18 protein-coding genes are annotated in these 17,783 nt (G+C 64.3%); 7 read left to right on the top strand and 11 right to left on the bottom strand.

Features of this window, described 5'->3' with window-relative positions; all coding sequences use genetic code 11:
- Positions 1-7 precede the first annotated feature (7 nt).
- Together JX25_RS03500 and nhaA are read right to left on the bottom strand one after the other, a co-directional pair.
- Positions 8-1,441 (bottom strand): NAD-dependent succinate-semialdehyde dehydrogenase, encoded by a 1,434-nt coding sequence (locus JX25_RS03500; protein ID WP_128253710.1) that lies wholly within the window; start codon positions 1,439-1,441, stop codon positions 8-10.
- Between the two features lie 88 nt (positions 1,442-1,529).
- Positions 1,530-2,723, bottom strand: a complete 1,194-nt coding sequence (gene nhaA / locus JX25_RS03495) for a Na+/H+ antiporter NhaA (RefSeq protein WP_128253709.1) — start codon at positions 2,721-2,723, stop codon at positions 1,530-1,532.
- 224 nt (positions 2,724-2,947) lie between these two features.
- On the opposite strand from nhaA, the gene JX25_RS03490 reads away from it, so the two are divergent.
- Entirely contained in the window at positions 2,948-3,883 is a 936-nt protein-coding gene (locus tag JX25_RS03490) for a bile acid:sodium symporter family protein (protein WP_128253708.1), read from the top strand.
- Here JX25_RS03490 and JX25_RS03485 read toward each other — a convergent pair.
- Positions 3,880-5,271 (bottom strand): dihydrolipoyl dehydrogenase, encoded by a 1,392-nt coding sequence (locus JX25_RS03485; RefSeq protein ID WP_128253707.1) that lies wholly within the window; start codon positions 5,269-5,271, stop codon positions 3,880-3,882. The two genes, JX25_RS03490 and JX25_RS03485, sit on opposite strands and share 4 nt — an antisense overlap.
- Before the next feature lie 100 nt (positions 5,272-5,371).
- On the opposite strand from JX25_RS03485, the gene JX25_RS14750 reads away from it, so the two are divergent.
- Together JX25_RS14750 and JX25_RS03480 are read left to right on the top strand one after the other, a co-directional pair.
- A complete protein-coding gene (locus JX25_RS14750) occupies positions 5,372-5,527 on the top strand; it encodes a hypothetical protein (protein WP_164876044.1) in 156 nt (51 codons plus the stop codon).
- 6 nt (positions 5,528-5,533) lie between these two features.
- On the top strand, positions 5,534-6,184 hold the full coding sequence (locus JX25_RS03480; RefSeq protein WP_128253706.1) for a hypothetical protein: 651 nt from the start codon (positions 5,534-5,536) through the stop codon (positions 6,182-6,184).
- 3 nt (positions 6,185-6,187) lie between these two features.
- Here the strand turns inward: JX25_RS03480 and JX25_RS03475 are convergent, their stop codons facing one another.
- The 3 genes from JX25_RS03475 to JX25_RS03470 all read right to left on the bottom strand — a co-directional run bounded on the left by JX25_RS03475 (position 6,188) and on the right by JX25_RS03470 (position 8,241).
- Positions 6,188-7,642, bottom strand: a complete 1,455-nt coding sequence (locus tag JX25_RS03475) for a serine hydrolase domain-containing protein (protein ID WP_128253705.1) — start codon at positions 7,640-7,642, stop codon at positions 6,188-6,190.
- Positions 7,643-7,726: 84 nt separating this feature from the next.
- Positions 7,727-7,888, bottom strand: coding sequence for a hypothetical protein (locus JX25_RS14745; RefSeq protein WP_164876043.1), 162 nt, complete (start codon positions 7,886-7,888; stop codon positions 7,727-7,729).
- A gap of 56 nt (positions 7,889-7,944) precedes the next feature.
- The gene (locus tag JX25_RS03470; RefSeq protein WP_128253704.1) at positions 7,945-8,241 is read right to left on the bottom strand and encodes an HNH endonuclease family protein; all 297 of its coding nucleotides are present in this window, start codon (positions 8,239-8,241) and stop codon (positions 7,945-7,947) included.
- A gap of 83 nt (positions 8,242-8,324) precedes the next feature.
- Here JX25_RS03470 and JX25_RS14740 point away from each other — a divergent pair, with 83 nt between their 5' ends.
- The 4 genes from JX25_RS14740 (at position 8,325) to JX25_RS03455 (ending at position 11,742) form a co-directional block, all read left to right on the top strand.
- Complete coding sequence (locus tag JX25_RS14740; protein WP_164876042.1) at positions 8,325-8,465, top strand: hypothetical protein; 141 nt, start codon at positions 8,325-8,327, stop codon at positions 8,463-8,465.
- Between the two features lie 166 nt (positions 8,466-8,631).
- On the top strand, positions 8,632-10,674 hold the full coding sequence (locus JX25_RS03465; RefSeq protein ID WP_164876041.1) for an FUSC family protein: 2,043 nt from the start codon (positions 8,632-8,634) through the stop codon (positions 10,672-10,674).
- Positions 10,671-10,874: a DUF1656 domain-containing protein gene (locus JX25_RS03460; protein ID WP_128253702.1), complete on the top strand. Its 204-nt coding sequence runs from the start codon at positions 10,671-10,673 to the stop codon at positions 10,872-10,874. Before JX25_RS03465 ends, JX25_RS03460 begins: the two co-directional genes overlap by 4 nt.
- A gap of 1 nt (position 10,875) precedes the next feature.
- Positions 10,876-11,742 (top strand): efflux RND transporter periplasmic adaptor subunit, encoded by an 867-nt coding sequence (locus JX25_RS03455; protein WP_128253701.1) that lies wholly within the window; start codon positions 10,876-10,878, stop codon positions 11,740-11,742.
- On the opposite strand, the gene JX25_RS03450 is transcribed toward JX25_RS03455, so the two are convergent.
- The 5 genes from JX25_RS03450 to araD are packed head-to-tail and all read right to left on the bottom strand — an operon-like array spanning position 11,739 to position 17,771.
- Positions 11,739-12,791 (bottom strand): Ldh family oxidoreductase, encoded by a 1,053-nt coding sequence (locus JX25_RS03450; protein WP_128253700.1) that lies wholly within the window; start codon positions 12,789-12,791, stop codon positions 11,739-11,741. The two genes, JX25_RS03455 and JX25_RS03450, sit on opposite strands and share 4 nt — an antisense overlap.
- A gap of 49 nt (positions 12,792-12,840) precedes the next feature.
- Positions 12,841-14,349 carry an ABC transporter substrate-binding protein gene (locus tag JX25_RS03445; protein ID WP_128253699.1) on the bottom strand — a complete coding sequence of 503 codons (1,509 nt, stop codon included), beginning with the start codon at positions 14,347-14,349 and terminating at the stop codon, positions 12,841-12,843.
- A gap of 57 nt (positions 14,350-14,406) precedes the next feature.
- On the bottom strand, positions 14,407-15,312 hold the full coding sequence (locus JX25_RS03440; protein ID WP_128253698.1) for a dihydrodipicolinate synthase family protein: 906 nt from the start codon (positions 15,310-15,312) through the stop codon (positions 14,407-14,409).
- Positions 15,313-15,316: 4 nt separating this feature from the next.
- The gene (locus JX25_RS03435) at positions 15,317-16,027 is read right to left on the bottom strand and encodes a ribonuclease activity regulator RraA (RefSeq protein WP_128253697.1); all 711 of its coding nucleotides are present in this window, start codon (positions 16,025-16,027) and stop codon (positions 15,317-15,319) included.
- Positions 16,028-16,037: 10 nt separating this feature from the next.
- Positions 16,038-17,771 (bottom strand): L-arabinonate dehydratase, encoded by a 1,734-nt coding sequence (araD, locus tag JX25_RS03430; RefSeq protein ID WP_128253696.1) that lies wholly within the window; start codon positions 17,769-17,771, stop codon positions 16,038-16,040.
- Between the last annotated feature and the right edge of the window lie 12 nt (positions 17,772-17,783).

Here is a 17,783-nt window from a genome sequence, read left to right as displayed (position 1 = left end):
TTTTCATTCAGTGGGACGTGGTGACGAACCGCGTATCTAGATAGGCCGCAACGGCTTCCGATCCGCCCTCGGTTCCGTAACCGCTGTCCTTGATGCCGCCGAACGGCGTTTCCGGCAGCGCAAGGCCCAGATGGTTGATCGTGATCATACCCGATTCAACCTCGCGCCCGATCCGTTCCACCGTTTCGTGGCTGCGGGCATAGGCATAGGCGGCCAGCCCGAATTCCAGACGGTTCGCTTCCGTGATCATGTCGTCCAGCGACGTCATGCGGTTCACGATGGCGAGGGGACCGAAGGGTTCTTCATGCATGATGCGCGCGCTTTGCGGCACATCGACCAGCACCGTCGGTTCAAAGAAATAGCCCTTGTTGCCGATGCGGTGCCCGCCGGTAACAAGTGTTGCGCCCTTTTCCACGGCGTCGCCGATCAGTTCTTCCATCATTGGGATCCGGCGTTCATTGGCCAGCGGCCCCATCTCGGTGCCTTCGTCCATGCCGTTGCCGACCTTGACCTTTTGAAGGCCCGAGGTGAACGCTTCGAGGAAGTTGTCCGAGATCTTCTGATCGACAAGGAAACGCGTGGGGGACACGCAGACCTGGCCCGCATTGCGCGTCTTGTGAATCGCCATCTGCGCGGCGGCTTTTTCCCAGTCGGCGTCGCCCGCGATCAGGACGGGGGCGTGGCCGCCAAGCTCCATCGTTGCGCGCTTCATATACTGACCGGCCATGCCTGCCAGCAGCTTGCCCACGGGGGTGGACCCGGTGAAGCTGATCTTGCGGATGACGGGATGCTTGATCAGGTATTCCGAAATCTCGGCCGGAACCCCATAGACCAGACCGATCACGCCGGCCGGAACGCCCGCATCGGCGAAGGCACGAATCAGCTCGGCAGGCGATGCCGGCGTTTCTTCCGGTGCCTTCACAATGATCGAGCAGCCGGCTGCAAGCGCGGCCGAAAGCTTGCGGACGATCTGGTTGATCGGGAAATTCCATGGTGTGAAGGCCGCAACCGGACCAACCGGATGGAGCACGGCCATCTGCTGCACGCCAGCCGTGCGGGCCGGGATGATCTGGCCATAGGTGCGGCGCGCTTCTTCTGCGAACCAGTCGATCGTGTCGGCAGCGCCCAGAACCTCGGCCTTGGCTTGCGCCAGCGGCTTGCCCTGTTCGCGCGTCATGATGGGGGCGATGGTGTCCGCACGCTCGCGCAGGATCTCCGCCGCGCGGCGCATCAGCTTGGAGCGGTCGAACGCCCCCATCTTGCGCCACGTTTCGAAGCCTTTCAGCGTCGCGTTCAGCGCATCATCCAGATCGGCGGGCTTTGCGTGGGCCACGGTGCCGATCTGCTCTTCGGTGGCAGGATCGATGACGGGGATGGTGCCGCCTTCACGTGCTGCGCGCCAGGTTCCGTCGATGAAAAGCTGCGTGTCGGGATAGCTCATGCATAGTCCTTTCGGAGTGGCGACCATGAAGGCCGCGGATCGGGGGAAGGATGGCCCCTCCCCCTTCACCGCGTCAACCCGCTTCCGGTCACGCTGTCCGGCGCGTCTCCCGCTTGGCGCCGCGAAGCAGAAGGTAGCCGGCAAGACCAGAAACGAACGAGCCCATCAGGATGCCGATCTTCACATGATCCTGCAGTTCCGGATCGTCGAAGGCCAGAAGGCCGATAAACAGGCTCATCGTGAAGCCGATGCCGCAAAGAAGCGAAACGCCCAGCACCTGCCGCCAGCTTGCCGCCGCCGGAAGATCGGCCCAGCCCAGTTTCACCAGCAAGACCACGGCACCGAACACGCCGATCAGCTTGCCAAGGAACAGGCCAAGGGCCACGCCCATCGTCACCGACTCTGTCAGCACTTCATAGTTCACGCCCGCAAAGGAAACGCCTGCGTTGAAGAAGCCGAAGACCGGAACGACGAAAAAGGCGACCGGGGTGTGCAGGGCATGTTCCAGCCGGTGCAGCGGCGATTCCGCGCCACGCGCCTCGGGCTTGCCGGGGGTGCGCTGGATCGGAATGCAAAGCGCCAGAACCACGCCCGCCAGTGTTGCATGGATGCCCGAACGGAACACGAAGATCCACAGCACCACGCCCAGCAGAAGATAGGGCCAAAGCGAACGCACGCCCATCCGGTTGATCGCCAGAAGCGCGACGACAACCGCCGCGGCCGCCGCCAGATCCATCACCGAAAGGCCGGAGGTGTAGAAGATCGCGATGACCAGCACAGCGCCCAGATCGTCGATGATCGCCAGCGCGGCAAGAAACACCTTCAGCGAAGCCGGAACGCGCGGCCCCAGAAGCGACAACACGCCCAGTGCGAAGGCGATGTCGGTGGCCGAGGGAATGGCCCAGCCATGCAGGGCCGTCGGGTGGTTCCAGTTCAGCGCGACATAGATCAGCGCCGGTGCAGCCATGCCGCCGATCGCCGCGGTGCCGGGAAGGATGCGGCGCGGCCACGTGGAAAGCTGCCCGTCGGTCATCTCGCGCTTGATCTCAAGCCCGACCATCAGGAAGAACACCGCCATCAGCGCATCATTGACCCAGTGCTGAAGGCTCAGCGGGCCAAGATAGATATGCAGCAAGTGGAAATATTGCGTCTGGAACGGCGAGTTTGCCACGATGATGGCCAAGGCGGCCACCACCATCAGAATGATGCCGCCCGAGGCCTCGCTTTGCAGAAAGCTGCGGAAGCTGCGGTTACCGCCGCGTCCGGATTGATGAGATGTCACGTCTTCTTATCCCTCTGAAAAGGTCACGGGTTGATCTCCGTTGGGGGAAAGCCAATCCGGCGCACGCAGCACACGCCGGGGCGCTGCACACAATAACGAGGTGCGCGCAGGCGTCCAGTATTTCTGAACATCCGGGCGCCTTGCGCAAGCCAGGTTGCACCGTCGCCGCGCCTGCGCTATTCCCGCTGCAAATACGCAATAATGTATCCCGGAAGGCCCCTGACGTGAAAGTATTAGCATCCTTTTCCACTTTCGTGGGCAAGACATTCGCCTTCTGGGTGATCCTTTTTGCAGTGCTCGGTTTTGTCGCACCCGAGATGTTCCGCCAACTGACGCCATATATCGTGCCGCTTCTGGGCATCATCATGTTTGGTATGGGGCTGACCATCTCCGTTTCCGACTTCCGCGAAGTGGTACGCCGCCCAATGGAAGTGGGGATCGGCGTCGTGTCGCAATTCGTCATCATGCCCCTGATCGCCGTGGCGCTGACGCGGATCATCCCGATGCCACCCGAAGTGGCCGCAGGCGTGATCCTTGTCGGCTGCTGCCCGGGCGGCACCTCCTCCAACGTGATGGCTTATCTGTCGAAAGGCGACGTGGCGCTTTCGGTGGCCTGCACCAGCGTGACCACGCTGCTGGCGCCTGTTGTCACCCCATTCCTCGTGCTGATGTTCGCACAGCAATACCTGCCGGTGGATGCCACCGCGATGGTGCTGTCCATCCTGAAGATGGTGCTGCTGCCGCTGGCGCTTGGCTTTGCGGCGCAAAAGCTGGTCCCGGGCCTTGTCCGCGCCGCCCTGCCCGTTCTTCCGCTGGTCAGCGTGGGCGGCATCGTCATCATCGTGGCCGCCGTCGTGGGCGCATCGCAGGGGGCGATCGCCAAATCCGGCCTGATGATCTTTGCCGTCGTGGTGCTGCATAACGGCATCGGCTTCGCCCTCGGCTATACCGCCGCCCGCCTGTTCGGTCTGAGCCTTGCGAAACGCAAGGCCATCGCGTTGGAGGTGGGGATGCAGAATTCCGGCCTCGGGGCGGCGCTGGCAACGGTATACTATTCGCCGCTGGCCGCCGTACCCAGCGCGATCTTCAGTGTGTGGCACAACATTTCCGGCGCGCTGCTGGCGAACATCTTCGCCCGGATGGACGACAAACGCGGCTAAACATCGCCCGGCTGGGGGCCGCGCCGGCGGTCCCACGGCACCTTCATGCGGCAGCCTTCGCAGATTTCGGCCAAGGCGTGCCGCAGCCCCTCTTCCAGCGTTGGATGATAGATGGGCTGATCCAGAAGATCCGCTGCCGTCATTCCCGCGCCAATGGCCATGGCGAACAGATGGGCCACGTGCTCTGCCTCAGGCATGCACAGGGTGGCCGCCAGAATCCGCCCCTCCTCGTCCGCCTCGATCCGCACGAAACCGGTGTTGCGCGCCTCGACCCGCGCACGGCCCTGATCGCTGTAATCGGCATGGCCGGTGACGGTGGCCGCTCCTTCGGGCACTGCCCCGATATTGGCCACAGCCGGATGCGTGAAGGTGACCGACAGCGGCACCTTGCGCCGCGCCTGTCTTACGTCCGGATAATTCGCGGCATTCACGCCGGCAATGGTGCCTTCGGATGTCGCCTCGTGCAGCACGGGGCGGTCATGATTGGCATCCCCCGCGATGAACACGGGGGAGGAGCCGCATTGCATCGTTTGCGGATCGAACAGCGGGGTGCCGTGATCATCCAGTTCCAGCCCTGCCGCCTTCAGGTCCAGCGACGCAAGGCTCGGCGGGCGCCCGGCGGCAACCAGAACCCGGTCCACCTTCACCGATCCGGCAGGCCAGTTCAGACGCGCCGCGCCCCCATCCGGCTGAGCGTCGGGCTTCACGCCCACATGCACGTCCATTTCGGCGCGCAGCAGATCGACCATGCGCTGCGCCTCGCTGCCCTGCAGGCCGGCAACCGCAGTGCCCCCGTCAAACAGCGTCACCTTCACGCCCAGCCGCGCGAAGGCCTGCGCAAGTTCCACCCCCAACGGGCCGGCACCGATGACACCCAACGTTTCCGGCAGATCTTCAAGGTCGAACACCGTCTCGTTCGTCAGGACAAGATCACGGATGCTGTCGAACCCTTCCGGCACGGGCGTAGAGGATCCGGTGGCGATCACGACGGCCTTTGCCCGCACTTCCTGCCCGTCATCCAGCATCAGGCTGTTGACTGAGGTAAAACGCGCCGTCCCCGTCAGTTTCTGCGGAACTTTGTCATAGCTTTCCATCACGCCGCTGATGAAGTGATCGCGCATCTCCCGCACGCGGCGCATGACGGCGGCGCCGTCGACCTGCGGCGTGGCCTGCACCCCGAAAACATGTGCCTGCCGCACCGAATGCGCGGCCTCGCCCGCCATGATCAGCAGCTTGGACGGCATGCAGCCCACGGCGGCGCAGGTCGTGCCGCGGAACTTCGGATCGATCAGAACGGTGCGTGCGCCGGCCGAACGGGCATGGCGTTCTGCCGCAAGGCCGGCGGTTCCCGCGCCGATCACGGCGACGTCGCAGTCGATGGGGGTCATTGTATTCTCCTTCCCCATGCGAACACCCGGCCCTGCGGGCGGTTCCGGCGGAACCCTGTTCCTTGCCGCGGGTTGGTAAACTCAAAACCGGGAGATCAGGATGAGCATCGACAAGGACGATCCGCATCAAGAAGCCGAGGAAGTGCGCGAAGAACGTATCCGCGCCGCCCAGTCCGAAGAGGAACGCCAGAAGATCCGGAAACAGCCGGTGGAACCGCTGCTGAAAGAGCCCGGCAGCCCGAAAGAGTGGGACTGACGGCACGTGGAGACTCTTATTGATTACGCCCCGCTGATTTCAGCGGCCATGACCGGTGTGACCGCTCTGATCTGGGTTGTTTATCTGAACGTTTTTCTCGCCAGTTATCGCCGGCAGCACAAACCCTCGATCCTGATAACGGCGGGCGGGGGCAAGGGCATGAACGCCCACTGCTTCGTGACCAACCTGGGGCTGGAGCCTGTCTTCATTCTAGACGTCATTCTGGACCTGACGCTGGACGACGGCACCGTCATCCGCGCCATCATCCCCGAGCGGAACGAGAAGCTTACGGACAACAATGACCTGCCCGACGACATTGATGCGCGCGGCGCCACGAATATGGGGCCGCTTGCAAGCGCGGGCGAAAAGGACATCGGCCGCTTCCGCACGCTGATCGACCGGGCACGCGCGGAAAACACCGATGTGCACGATGACATGATGATCCATTGCATGACGATCACCGTCGTAACGGTGACTGCCGCTGCCGCAGAACTTCACGGGGCATCGCGCCAATACGTCACCATCCGCGATGATGGGGGCGAAATCAGGCACCTGCGCCCCACGGAGGTGACGGCACGGCAGATCGGCAGCTTCTTCGGGCGCCGCTATCTTGAAAAAGAACTTCGCAAGGAACTGGGCACCACCAAAAAGGTCTGACGGTTAAAGCCGCGCGTATTCGATCACGCGCGCACGGCCCAGAGACAGCTCGATCCGGTCCCCGTCCAGCCGGCGCAGGCAGATGCGCCGGCCAAGCGCCGAAAACAGCCAGCGGCCGCCGCCCAGCGGCACCAGTGGCGACACCTCGCGGCGCGGCCCAGCACCCCACTGCACATGGTCGTTCTGGATCCGGAAGGCAGCACCGTCACGTTCCCACCATCCATCCAGCGCCCCTGCCGCCGGTTCCGCCTGCGCCGGAAGAAGCCGCACGGGAAGATGGCCGATCGCCCCCACCAGCGCCTTGCCGCTGACCTTCAGACGGATTTCCGATTGCGGCGCATGCGAGATGACGCCCCCATCCGCTGCGAACAGCTTCTCCTCCGCATCCCGCACCACGATGGTGGCAGTGCGAACCTCGGCCCAGAGGTTCCCGGTTTCGGCCACGTAAAGCCCCGTGGGGGCCCAGTTCCGTGCAGGCTGGTGCGCGGGCGATGCCCCCAGCAGCGCGCCCGTCACTGCTTCGGCAATGTCCGAAGCATCTGCATCGTCGCGGTTGGAAACGACGCAAACGCCCACCCCCGCCTCCGGATCCAGCAAAAAGGCCGAGCGATAGCCCGATTGCGCGCCGCCATGCCCCGGCAGCAGCCGCTTGCCGATCCGCGTCAGCCGCATGCCCAGGCCATAGCCTGTGTTCCGCCCGTCCCGCAGCGGCACAGGGGCTGCAAGCGTTGTCAGCCGCCCCCCTTCCATCAGGTGCATCAGCCATTGCGCCAGATGCGTGGCCGATCCGGCCAGAGAGCCTGCCGCCGAAAGGTGCATCCCCTGCCCGCCAAAGACCCACCCCTCGCCTTTCGGCACATGCCCGGGCGCAAGATGGGCCACAGGCTCGGCCCAGTAATCCGGCGCGACCATGCCGTGACCCTGCCGGGCCACCCAATCGGCAAAGCGCAGGCCCCGCGCTTCCTGCGCAGCCTCCACTAAGCGGTAACCGGCATTGGAATAAGCGACCTCGGTACCCGGATCGGCATTCAGCCGGTCAATCCCGCAGGAAAAGGCCAGAAGATCGGCAGCCCGCGTTTCCACTTCGGCCGGAAGCCCCAGCAGCGTCAGCATCTCGCGCGTGTCGGGCAGCCCGCCCTGCATCGCCAGCGCCTGCCGAACCGTCACGGCCCCCGGCACCGGGTGCATCGGCAGCAAGGAACCCAGCGTCGAATCCAGCGGCAGGCCGCTTTCCAGCACGAAGCAGGCAAACACGTGCTTGGTCACGGATGCCCAGCGCACCACCGTATCGGCAGTGAAGGCGCCGCGTTCCCCCACCCGCGCCACGCCGCCGGCCACTGCGAAGCGGATGCCATTGCGGTCAAACCCAAGAACCGCCCCGCCCGGAGCATCCCTGCCCCAAAGATCGCAGGATGCCTGTGCGCGTTCGGCGGCGGCGGACCAGTGCAGCAATGTCATGAGGATCGTCCTGTCCAGTTCATGGCCAGCATAGCTGCGGCACCGACAGGAAAAAACCCCGGCGGTGAGGCCGGGGTTTCTGGGTCAGTAATTCGCGGGCGGGTCGCTGGCGGGAAAGGATTCGTCCGATTCCTCGTCTGCCTTGTCCCATTCCTTGGGCGGGTTCTTCATCTGGCCGGGACCCGAGGGGCGCACATCCTCGCCCGGCTCGTCGCCCGGCACCTTTTCCTTGTCATGATCGCTCATTGGAAAGCTCCTTTCACGTTCACCACCCCAACCCGCAGGACGGCCTGCCGGTTCCCTCAGCGGCGTTTGCGCGTGCCCCCGGGAACACGCGACAGGAAGCCGGGCGGCCTGCGGGCGATCCATTCGGCAAAGGCGGCGATGCGCGGATGGGTCAGCAGCGCCTCGACGGTGTTGAACCGGCGGGCCAGTTCCGCCTCCGAAAGGGCAGCATGGATTTCCTTGTGGCAGATGTGATGCAGAAGCACTGTCGGCCCCTTCGCCCCGCCCTTCAGGCGCGGGATCAGGTGATGCAGGCTTTGCGGCACGTCGGGCGGGATGGGCCGCTTGCACAGGGGGCATATGGGATCACTCATGCCAGATCATATAGTGCCCCCGTGGTGCTGACGGAACAGCGCCCATCCGCCCGTTGTCGCGCCGGATCTTCAAGGAGATGGCGATGGAACTGGCACGAAGGTGCTCGTCCGCGTCCATCGACTCGTTCCTGAAAGCACAGCGCCGCGGCACGGCTTCAAAGGTCGCAGCCCCTATCATCTTTTTGTGTTCGGAGCAGGCAGGCTTCATCGATCGCGGCAATTAAAGGGTGAGGTCGCGATCCGTGCTTACGGTTTGCGCGCATTGGACATTTTGACCGATTTGCCTTGATCGGCCATCGCCGCTATCTCTAACCGGGCCCGACGGACAAACATCCGCTTCGGGCCGGTATTCATTGGAAGGGCGGGACGGCAATGACGCAGGCGGGCAGCATGGCGATCGGACTGCGCCGTGGCATGCCCGACTTCTCGGGCATGCGGGCCGTTTACGCCTTCAAGGTTGCGCTGACGGTCGTGCTGTCGCTGTTCACCGCCTTCCTGTTCGATCTGAACCACACCTACTGGGCGCTGATGACCGTGCCGCTGATCGTGCGGCCCGAGGCGGGAACCATGGTGTGGCGCAGCGTCGCCCGCATGGCCGGCACCTTCGCAGGCGCCCTGGCCGGATTTGCCATTGCGCTGTGCTTTGCGCAATCGGCCCCGCAGGCGATCGGGGCTACGGCGATCCTGATTTTCCTTGTCGGTTACCTGACGCGGATGGAAAGCGGGATCGACGCCTATGGCTATGCCACCTGCGGATTCACGGCGCTGGTCATCGTCCTGGACACGCAGGCCGATCCCGCGCAGGCATGGCCGCTGACGCTGGCGCGGATGACGGAAACGATGATTCCCATCGTCTGCGGCTTCGTGGTGATGCTGACCGTCTTCCCACGGTCGGTTTCCGATAACGCCGCCACGCAGCTGGGTCAGGCGCAGCGGGCCGTGCGGCAGCTTGCCGACAGCGTTCTGGCGCAACGGCATCCGCCGCTTGCCGCGCCGGAAAAGGGCGTGATGTCCGCCATAGGGGCCGCGCATACCGAACTGCGTTCGCTGACATATGAACGGTCGCGTCACAACTGGCGCAAGCCGCGCATGGCCAGCGTCGCGCATGAGCTTGACCGCGTGGCCGTTGCCCTGACGGCGATCCGCTTTGCCAGCGAGAATATCCCCGAAACCGCATTCGACATCCCCCACCTTCGCAACACCCGGCAGGTGCTTGCCGCGCTTTGCGCGCGCATCATGGGCGATGAGGCCGCCGCCGATGACCTTCTGGATGCAGGGGACGAGGCTGCCGCCCTGTCGCTGGAGGTTCACGCATCGGCACTGGTTCCCGCGCGGCGCGTCGATGTGGCGGTTCTGGAACAATCGCTGGCGGATCTGGCAAGCCGGCTGGCGGCCCTTGCCCGTGCGCGGGCGGTGCTGGTGGATGCGAAGGTGGCGCTGGCCCGCCTGCCCGAAGCGCCCCGTCATGTTCCCTCCACCCGCCGGTATCGTGACAGGCTGGCGGCGGTGCAATACGGGCTTCGCCCGGCGATCATGCTGATCCTCATCTCCGCGATCTGGCTTGCCACGGGCTGGAAGGGTGGGAACTCCCTCGCGATGATCGTGCCGGCATTGTCGCTTCTGCTGCCAACCATCGTGCCGCGCCCCGTGCGCGTGATGGCGGGCAAGGCGCTTGCCCCGGGCCTTTTCTCGGGGCTTTGCATTTCCATCGGGCTGATGATGGCCACCGCGCATGTGGAAGGGTTTCCGGCATTGGCCCTTCTGATGGGGGTGACCGTCTTCGTCATCTTCTTCATCGCGGGGGCAATCCAGCTTCTGCCGCTGGCGATCGGCAGCATGATCATGATCTCCATCGGGTTGCAGCCGTCGAACACGCCAACCTTCAGCCCTTCGACGCTGTTCAACGTTGCCGCGACGATGGCCCTGCTGCCGCCGGCCTTCATCATCGCGATCACGGTGATCTTTCCCGAAGATCACGGCTGGCTGCAACGCCATCTGCGCCGCGGCACCACCGGCCTTCTGATGCGCATGGCCGCGCCGCGAAACCACATGCCGCGCCTTCGCTTCTTCGACGAGATGATCGACATGTTCAGCGATTACGCCTCGGGCCTTGATGCCGACCGGCCGGAAGATGCCCACCTGATCCGCCGGGCGCGCGGTGCGCTGGTCGCGGGGCTGGCCTGCGACCGGCTGCGCAACACGGCCGCCGATCCCGCCCTGCCCGCCGATTTGGGCGCGCTGGTTCCGCCGATGCTTGCCGCCACGCGCGACAGGGTGCGCGGGCGCAGCGCCGACCTTTCGGCCTTCCGCACGCTTGATCAGGCCGCGCATGACAGCGCCGATCCGTTGGTGCGACGCTTCCTGCTTCAGGCCGAGGCGCTTCGCGTGCTTCTGGCCGCAGACCTTCTGTCCCCAGCCGCCGGTGCCCCATGAAATCCGAGATTGCCTTCCTTGGCCTTTACCTGCCCGGCCTTCTGATCTGCGCCATCATCGCCTCGGCGCTGTGGTTCGTGATCGACGCGCTGATGCTGCGCGTGGCAGGATGGCGGCTGTTCTGGCATCCTCCGCTGGCGCGCCTTGCGCTTTATTTTGTTCTCCTCGGCCTTGTCGTCGCGCTTCTACCGGACCTTTAAGATGATCCTGATCCGTCTGATCCTGACCACGCTGATCGCCATCGCCGCGATGTTCGCCGGCATCTATGTCTGGGACAATGTGTTCCGCGACCCGTGGACGCGCGATGCCCATGTGCGCGCCGATCTGATCCAGATCGCCCCGCAGGTATCCGGCGCCGTGACCGAGGTGCCGGTGACCAACAACCAGATGGTGCGCAAGGGCGATCTGCTGATGAAGATCGATCCTTCCAATTATCGCCTTGCCGTCACGCAGGCCGAGGCAAGCCTTGCAAGCGCCCGCGCCCGCGCGGAAAACAACCGCCAGCAGGCAGACCGGCTGCTTCGTCAGCAGGAAAGCAGCCCCCGATCCGTCGCCGAGGTGGAGGTGCGCTCCGCGGTTCTGGCCACCGATGCCGCCGATGCCGAGGTCCGCTCGGCCGAAGCCGCGCTGGAGCGCGCGCGGCTTGATCTGCAACGGACCGAGGTTCACGCCCCGCGCGACGGGCAGATCACCAACCTGACGGCGAATGTCGGGGATTTCGCGGCTGCGGGCAACAATGCCATGGTGATGGTCGACACGAACAGCTTCCGCATCGACGCCTTTTTCATGGAAACGCAGATCTCCGGCATCGACGTGGGCGATCCCGTCCGCGTGCGCCTGATCGCGCATGACGAGGAGCTTTCGGGTCGTGTTTCCGGCATCTCGACCGGCATTTCCTTCTCCGAGGACATGTCGACCTCGATGCTGCAGGCGCCGACCCCATCCTTCCAGTGGATCCGGCTGGCGCAGCGCATTCCCGTGGAAATCGCGCTGGAAGGCGCCCCCCACAGCTTTGCGCTGGCCAACGGCATGACGGCCAGCGTCACGGTGATGCCCGAAGCCGATTAAGCCAGCGCAGCCGGCAGCGAAACGCCTGAACGGGCGGCGGCACGCCGCAGCTTTGCGTGAAGCTCGTCCGAGATGGGCACCCCCGCCTCCAGCGCACTGCGGCGTTTGCGGGCGGCGCTGTCGCCGGGAACCCGCACCGGCCCCTGCCCTTCGGCGGGCGGGTTGCTGCGGCAGGCCTGCGCCGTCCATTCCGATTGCTCGGTAAAGGCATCGACGCCGCAGAACGCCTCGGGGTCGATCACCTGTATCATTGCCGACTGGGAAAATGTGCCCGCAGGCGTCGTGGCGCGGCCCTTGCCCGACAACCCCTGCCCCAGCACATCCACCATAAGCGCAAGGCCAAAGCCCTTGTGGCCTTTTTCCGCCCCGCCCAATGGCATCAGGCTGCCGCCGCGCTCGGTCATGGCGGCGGGATCATCCGTCGGCACGCCTTCGGCCGTCAGCGCCCAGTCGCCCGGAAACCTTTCCCCCCGCTTTGCCAGTTGCTGCGCCATCGTTGTTGTCGCGATGGAGGTGGAAACATCCACAAGGATCGGGTCGGACCGTGTGGGCATGCCCACCGCCAGGGGGTTCGGCGTCAGCACCGCCTTACGACCGCCAAAAGGCGCAACCCGCGCCGCACCCGCGTTGGAACAAGAAATCTGCGCAATCAGCCCGCGTTCCGTCACTCGCCGAAGATAGGCCGACAGGGCGCAGGTATGATGGCAATTGCGGATCGCCGCCGTCACCACGCCATGCGTGGCCACGCGGTCCATCGCCTGATCCAGCGCCTTGGTGAAAAGCCACGCCCCCGGAAGCATGTGCCCGTCCCAGACGAAGCTTGCCCCGCGATCGCTGACAACCTCGTACGCGCCGCGCCCGTTCATCGACCCGTCGGCCAGCGCGTCCATGTACCATGAAATCAGACTGACGCCGTGCGTGTCATGGCCGATCATGTCACCTTCCACCAGAACGGCGGCGGTGGCTTCGGCCTTGTCCTCCTCCATGCCGGCAGCAAGAAGCATGGCTTCGGCGAAATTCTGCAATTCTTGATGGTGGATCAGCGGCATCCGCACCTCCGCGAAAATGGCCGCGCCCCGGAAGGGCGCGGCGATCCGATCAGCGGAAGCTGATCTGGGCCAGTTGCAGTTCCGAGTTGGCCGCGATTGTCGGGGTATAATCCAGACGCGGCGAAACACGGGTGAAACCAACCATGTGGAACATCGGCACGTTTGCGATGATCTCGTGCTCGGCCTTCCAGAAGACCTGCTTCCACAGCTCCTCGCGCTCTTCGCCGGCGGCAACGGTGGCATCGGCGATCAGTTGGTCCAGCTCCTCGTCCTCCACCATCGACTGGATCCCGTCCGAGGCATATTTAACATAGGCGGTGAAGACGGGATCGCCCGTGGCGTTGTCATGCTGCGCCTGGGTCAGCGTCGGGATCGGCTCGTTCGAGAAGGGCCGGACGAAATAGTTGTTCCAGACCGACACATCGTTCATTTCCAGCGTCACGTTCAGGCCAACGGCCTGATACATGGCCATCATGGCTTCCATCGTCTCGGTCCCGTTCGGGAACAGCCCGTTCCGGCCGATGATCTTGATCTCTTTTTCCACCGGGACGCCATCGGCCTTCGCTTCTGCGACCAGTTCGGCAGCACGTTCGGGATCATAGGGCCAAGGTTCGATCTTCTCGTTATAGCCGATCGTCGTCGGCACCACGAGCTGGGTTGCGATCTTCGCCTCCTCGGGCAGCAGCGTCCCGATCATCGCCTCGCGGTCGACGGCAATGTTCAGCGCCTCCCGGATGCGGCGGTCATCCAGCGGCGAATGGCGCAGGTCGATCCGCAGATAGGTGGTTTCGGAGTTGGGATAGGCGAAATCCGTTTCGGGATTGGTCGCATCCTGCATCGCGATGGACGGCACGATATCCGCCTCGCCCGTTTGCACCATCGCCGCCGCGACCGAACTGTCGCTGCGGGCGATATACGTCGCCTGCTCCACCTCGGGCTGTTCGCCCCAGTAGTCGGGGTTGCGCGTCAGCACGACAGACTGGCCCACGTTCCATGTATCGAAGACATAGGGGCCGGTGCCCACGGGCGAACGGGTATATTCGTTTTCCGGCGTCGCTTCGGCCGAAGAAATGGGCATGACCGACAAAAGCAGCGGCAGGATGGGCAGCGCCGGTTCCGTCGTGATGTCGATGGTGTGGTCATCGACGATGTTGAAGGAAAACTCGATCCCGCCGAAATATTTGCCGCCCACCTCGCAGGTGATGTTCGGGTTCTTGTTCCGCTCGATCGTGAACTGCACGTCCTTGGCAGTGAACGGCTTGCCGTCGTGGAAGTTGACGCCCTCGCGCAGCTTGAACTGCCACGTCTTGTCGTCAAGCTGGTTCCATTCGGTTGCAAGGCGCGGCTTCAGCCCACCATTGACGTAATCGAATTCGACCAGCATCTCGTTCACGTTTTCCGAGATGACACGCCCGATATGCTGGCGCGCGGCCATACAGGGATCGACCAGATCGACGTTTTCGGAAAGCACTACGGTGATGTTGCGGTTCTGATCCTGCGCGAAGGCGCTGGTACCCATCAGCAAGACGGCAAGGCCGCCGGCCAGTGTCAGTCTCATGTCTTCCTCCCTGAAAGAACAACGCGGCCCCTCCCCGGGCCGCGTTTCATTACATCCTCATGCTGTGCCCTTCGGTGCAAGACCATTGTCATGCAGGAAGGCGCGCATTCTTGCATCCTGCGTCTGCGTCAGCGGCCATGCTGATGGCGCCCGCGTTGGCCCGCAGTCATTCCCAACGGCGGCCAGCGCCGCCTTCACGCCGGTCACGTTCGTGCCGTTCATCTCCTCGGCGCGAACCTCCTCGAACGGGGCCATGGCGGCGATCAATTCGCGGGCACGGGCATAATCGCCCCCTTCAAGCGCGGCATGGATCGCCATCGACCGTTCGGGCCAGATGTTGATCAGGCCAGAGGTGAAGCCGCGCGCGCCCACGGCATAAAGTGCAGGCGCCCAGACCTCGGCCAGCCCGCCCACCCAAACGATATCGGGATCGGACGCGGCCATTGCCTCGGCCAGCCGCAACGGATTGGGCGTTGCCCATTTCACGCCTGCCACGCCCGGAACCGAACACAGATCGGCAATGGCCTTCGTGCCCATCGCGTCATTGCGCAGATAAAGAACCAGCGGCAGGCCGTCCGCAGCCTCGGCCACGCGCGAAAGATAGGTTTTGACGCCGCGCGGTGCGGCAAATGGATCCGGCGGCTGGTGCACCATCAGGCCGGCTGCACCGGCGGCCCTGGCGGCGCGGGCAAGGCGGCAGGCATCGCCCACGCTGCGCCCCACGCCCGCCAGAACCGGCGCGCGGCCCGCGACCATTTCGGTCACGGCGCCGATCATGGTTTCGGCCTCATCCATGGTCAGGCCATAAAATTCGCCCGTGTTGCCGTTGACGACGGGGATGTGCATCCCCGCCTTCAAGGCCCGGTCGATGATCGGGCGCAACCGGTTCGGGGCAATACGGTCATCCTCGTCGAAAGGGGTGACAAGAATGCCCGAGATGCCGGTCAGCTTCTCGCGCAGCATGAAATTACCTCCCGTTGGCGTTGCGCCATTCGGCGAATAGCTCAAGATTCTTTTCGTCCGTTGCAGGATAAAGGCCGATGATCGACTGGCCTTCGCGCACGCGCTCGATCACGAAATCCTCGTAGGCGGTCATCTCCACGGCCTCATCCGCTATCTCGTCCGCGATATCGGCGGGAATGATAATGACGCTGTCATCATCGCCCACGACCACGTCGCCCGGGAACACGGCAACATCGCCGCAACCGATCGGCACGTTGATGTCGATCGCCTCGTGCAGGGTCAGGTTCGTGGGGCTGGACGGGCGGTTGTGATAAGAAGGCATGTCCAGCGCCGCGATGTTCATCGCATCGCGAAAGCCGCCATCGGTCACGACCCCCGCACCGCCGCGCTGCATCAGGCGCGTGATCAGGATATCGCCCGCCGAGGCCGCGCGCGGGTCCTTGCGGCTGTCCATGACCAGAACATGGCCTTCGGGGCAGGTTTCGATCGCGACGCGCTGCGGATGCCTGGGATCTCGGAAGATGCTCATCGGGTTGCGATCTTCGCGGGCCGGCATATAGCGCAGCGTGAAAGCGGGGCCGACCATGTTCTTGCCGCGCGGGCGCAGGGGCCGCACGTCCTGGATCGTCTGGTTGCGCAGCCCGCGCTTGAAAAGCGCCGAACACAACGTTGCGACCGACACGCCCATCAGCTTGCGTTTGGTTTCGGGATTCATCGCGGGGACCTCAGTAGATGACAGGCTCGGGGGGCTTGCCGCCGAACTCGGTTTTCAGGAAGTCGAAGTCGCAGCCCTTGTCGGCCTGTTCGATATGCTTGGAGAACATGTAGCCATAGCCACGTTCGAACTTCGGTTCGGGTGCGGTCCATGCGGCACGGCGGGCTTCAAGCTCTGCCTCGTCCACCATCATGTTCAGGCTGCGGTTCGGGATGTCCAGCTCCACCATGTCGCCGGTTTTCAGCAGCGCAAGCGGCCCGCCGACATACGCCTCGGGCGAGACGTGCAGCACGCAGGCCCCGAAGGACGTGCCCGACATCCGCGCATCCGAAATCCGCACCATGTCGCGAAGGCCCAGCTTCAGCAGCGCCTTCGGCATGGGAATCATGCCCCATTCGGGCATCCCCGGACCGCCCTGCGGACCCGCCCCGCGCAGCACCAGAACCGTATCGGGCGTTAGCGGATAATCGGGATCGTCGATGATCTTCTTCAGAGCGGGATAGTTGTCGGCCACCAGCGCGGGGCCGGTATGCTTGTGGAACTTCGGATCGCAGGCGGCCGGCTTGATGACCGCGCCATCCGGGCACAGGTTGCCCTTCAGCACCGCCAGCGAGCCTTCGTGATAAACCGGGTTCGACAGCGGCCGGATCACGTCTTCGTTCCAGATCTTCGCATCTTCCAGCCCGTCGGTCAGCGGCTTGCCGGTCACGGTGATGGCGGTCGGGTCCAGCTTGTCGCCCAGCTGCTTCATCAGCGCGCGAAGCCCCCCCGCGTAATAGAAATCTTCCATCAGATAGGTCGTGCCGGACGGGCGGATGTTCGCGATCACCGGCGTCGTGCGGCCGATCGTGTCCAGATCCTCAAGCTTCAGATCGATGCCGGCGCGGCGCGCCATCGCGATCACGTGGATGATGGCGTTGGTGGAACAGCCGGTGGCCATCGCGACGGTCACGGCATTCTTCACGGCGGCGGGGGTGATGATCTTTTCCGGCGTCAGGTCTTCCCACACCATGTCGACAATGCGGCGGCCGCATTGCGTGCTCATCCGCTGGTGGCTGGCATCGGCAGCCGGGATGGAGGATGCGCCCGGAAGCGTCAGCCCCATGCCTTCTGCGATGGAGGTCATGGTGCTGGCCGTGCCCATCGTCATGCAGTGGCCATAGGATCGGGCGATGCCGCCTTCGATCCCCGTCCACTCTTCCTTCGTGATCGTGCCGGCGCGGCGCTCGTCCCAGTACTTGAACCCGTCCGTGCCCGAGCCGAGGTATTTGCCTGCATAGTTGCCGCGCAGCATCGGGCCGGCAGGCAGGAAGATGAACGGAATGCCCATGCTGATGGCACCCATCGTCAGCGCCGGGGTTGTCTTGTCGCAGCCGCCCATCAGCACCGCGCCATCAACAGGGTGAGAGCGCAAAAGCTCCTCCGTTTCCATCGCCAGCAGGTTGCGGTACATCATCGTCGTCGGTTTGACGAAGTTTTCCGAAAGCGACAGCGCCGGAAGTTCCATCGGGAAACCGCCAGCCTGAAGGACGCCGCGCTTCACCCATTCCACGCGATCCTTGAAATGTACGTGGCAGGGCTGCGCCTCGGACCATGTGTTGATGATCGCGATGATGGGCTTTCCCTCCCAGTCGGCGGGATCGTACCCCATCTGCATCGTGCGGGAGCGGTGGCCAAAGGAGCGCTGGTCATCCGGGACCATCCAGCGGGCCGAGCGAAGGTCGGCATAGGTCTTTTTCATCATATCCCTCCGTCA

The organism is Falsirhodobacter deserti (assembly GCF_004015795.1).
GTDB lineage: Bacteria > Pseudomonadota > Alphaproteobacteria > Rhodobacterales > Rhodobacteraceae > Falsirhodobacter > Falsirhodobacter deserti.
This window is presented reverse-complemented; position numbering and strand designations above follow the sequence as displayed.

Excerpts from the sequence above, each read along its gene's own strand:
- JX25_RS03500 (WP_128253710.1), bottom strand. The coding sequence starts at position 1,441 with ATGAGCTATCCCGACACGCAGCTTTTCATCGACGGAACCTGGCGCGCA.
- JX25_RS03485 (WP_128253707.1), bottom strand. The coding sequence starts at position 5,271 with ATGACCCCCATCGACTGCGACGTCGCCGTGATCGGCGCGGGAACCGCC.
- JX25_RS14750 (WP_164876044.1), top strand. The coding sequence starts at position 5,372 with ATGAGCATCGACAAGGACGATCCGCATCAAGAAGCCGAGGAAGTGCGC.
- JX25_RS03475 (WP_128253705.1), bottom strand. The coding sequence starts at position 7,642 with ATGACATTGCTGCACTGGTCCGCCGCCGCCGAACGCGCACAGGCATCC.
- JX25_RS14745 (WP_164876043.1), bottom strand. The coding sequence starts at position 7,888 with ATGAGCGATCATGACAAGGAAAAGGTGCCGGGCGACGAGCCGGGCGAG.
- JX25_RS03470 (WP_128253704.1), bottom strand. The coding sequence starts at position 8,241 with ATGAGTGATCCCATATGCCCCCTGTGCAAGCGGCCCATCCCGCCCGAC.
- JX25_RS14740 (WP_164876042.1), top strand. The coding sequence starts at position 8,325 with ATGGAACTGGCACGAAGGTGCTCGTCCGCGTCCATCGACTCGTTCCTG.
- JX25_RS03465 (WP_164876041.1), top strand. The coding sequence starts at position 8,632 with ATGGCGATCGGACTGCGCCGTGGCATGCCCGACTTCTCGGGCATGCGG.
- JX25_RS03460 (WP_128253702.1), top strand. The coding sequence starts at position 10,671 with ATGAAATCCGAGATTGCCTTCCTTGGCCTTTACCTGCCCGGCCTTCTG.
- JX25_RS03455 (WP_128253701.1), top strand. The coding sequence starts at position 10,876 with ATGATCCTGATCCGTCTGATCCTGACCACGCTGATCGCCATCGCCGCG.
- JX25_RS03450 (WP_128253700.1), bottom strand. The coding sequence starts at position 12,791 with ATGCCGCTGATCCACCATCAAGAATTGCAGAATTTCGCCGAAGCCATG.
- JX25_RS03445 (WP_128253699.1), bottom strand. The coding sequence starts at position 14,349 with ATGAGACTGACACTGGCCGGCGGCCTTGCCGTCTTGCTGATGGGTACC.
- JX25_RS03440 (WP_128253698.1), bottom strand. The coding sequence starts at position 15,312 with ATGCTGCGCGAGAAGCTGACCGGCATCTCGGGCATTCTTGTCACCCCT.
- JX25_RS03435 (WP_128253697.1), bottom strand. The coding sequence starts at position 16,027 with ATGAATCCCGAAACCAAACGCAAGCTGATGGGCGTGTCGGTCGCAACG.
- araD (WP_128253696.1), bottom strand. The coding sequence starts at position 17,771 with ATGATGAAAAAGACCTATGCCGACCTTCGCTCGGCCCGCTGGATGGTC.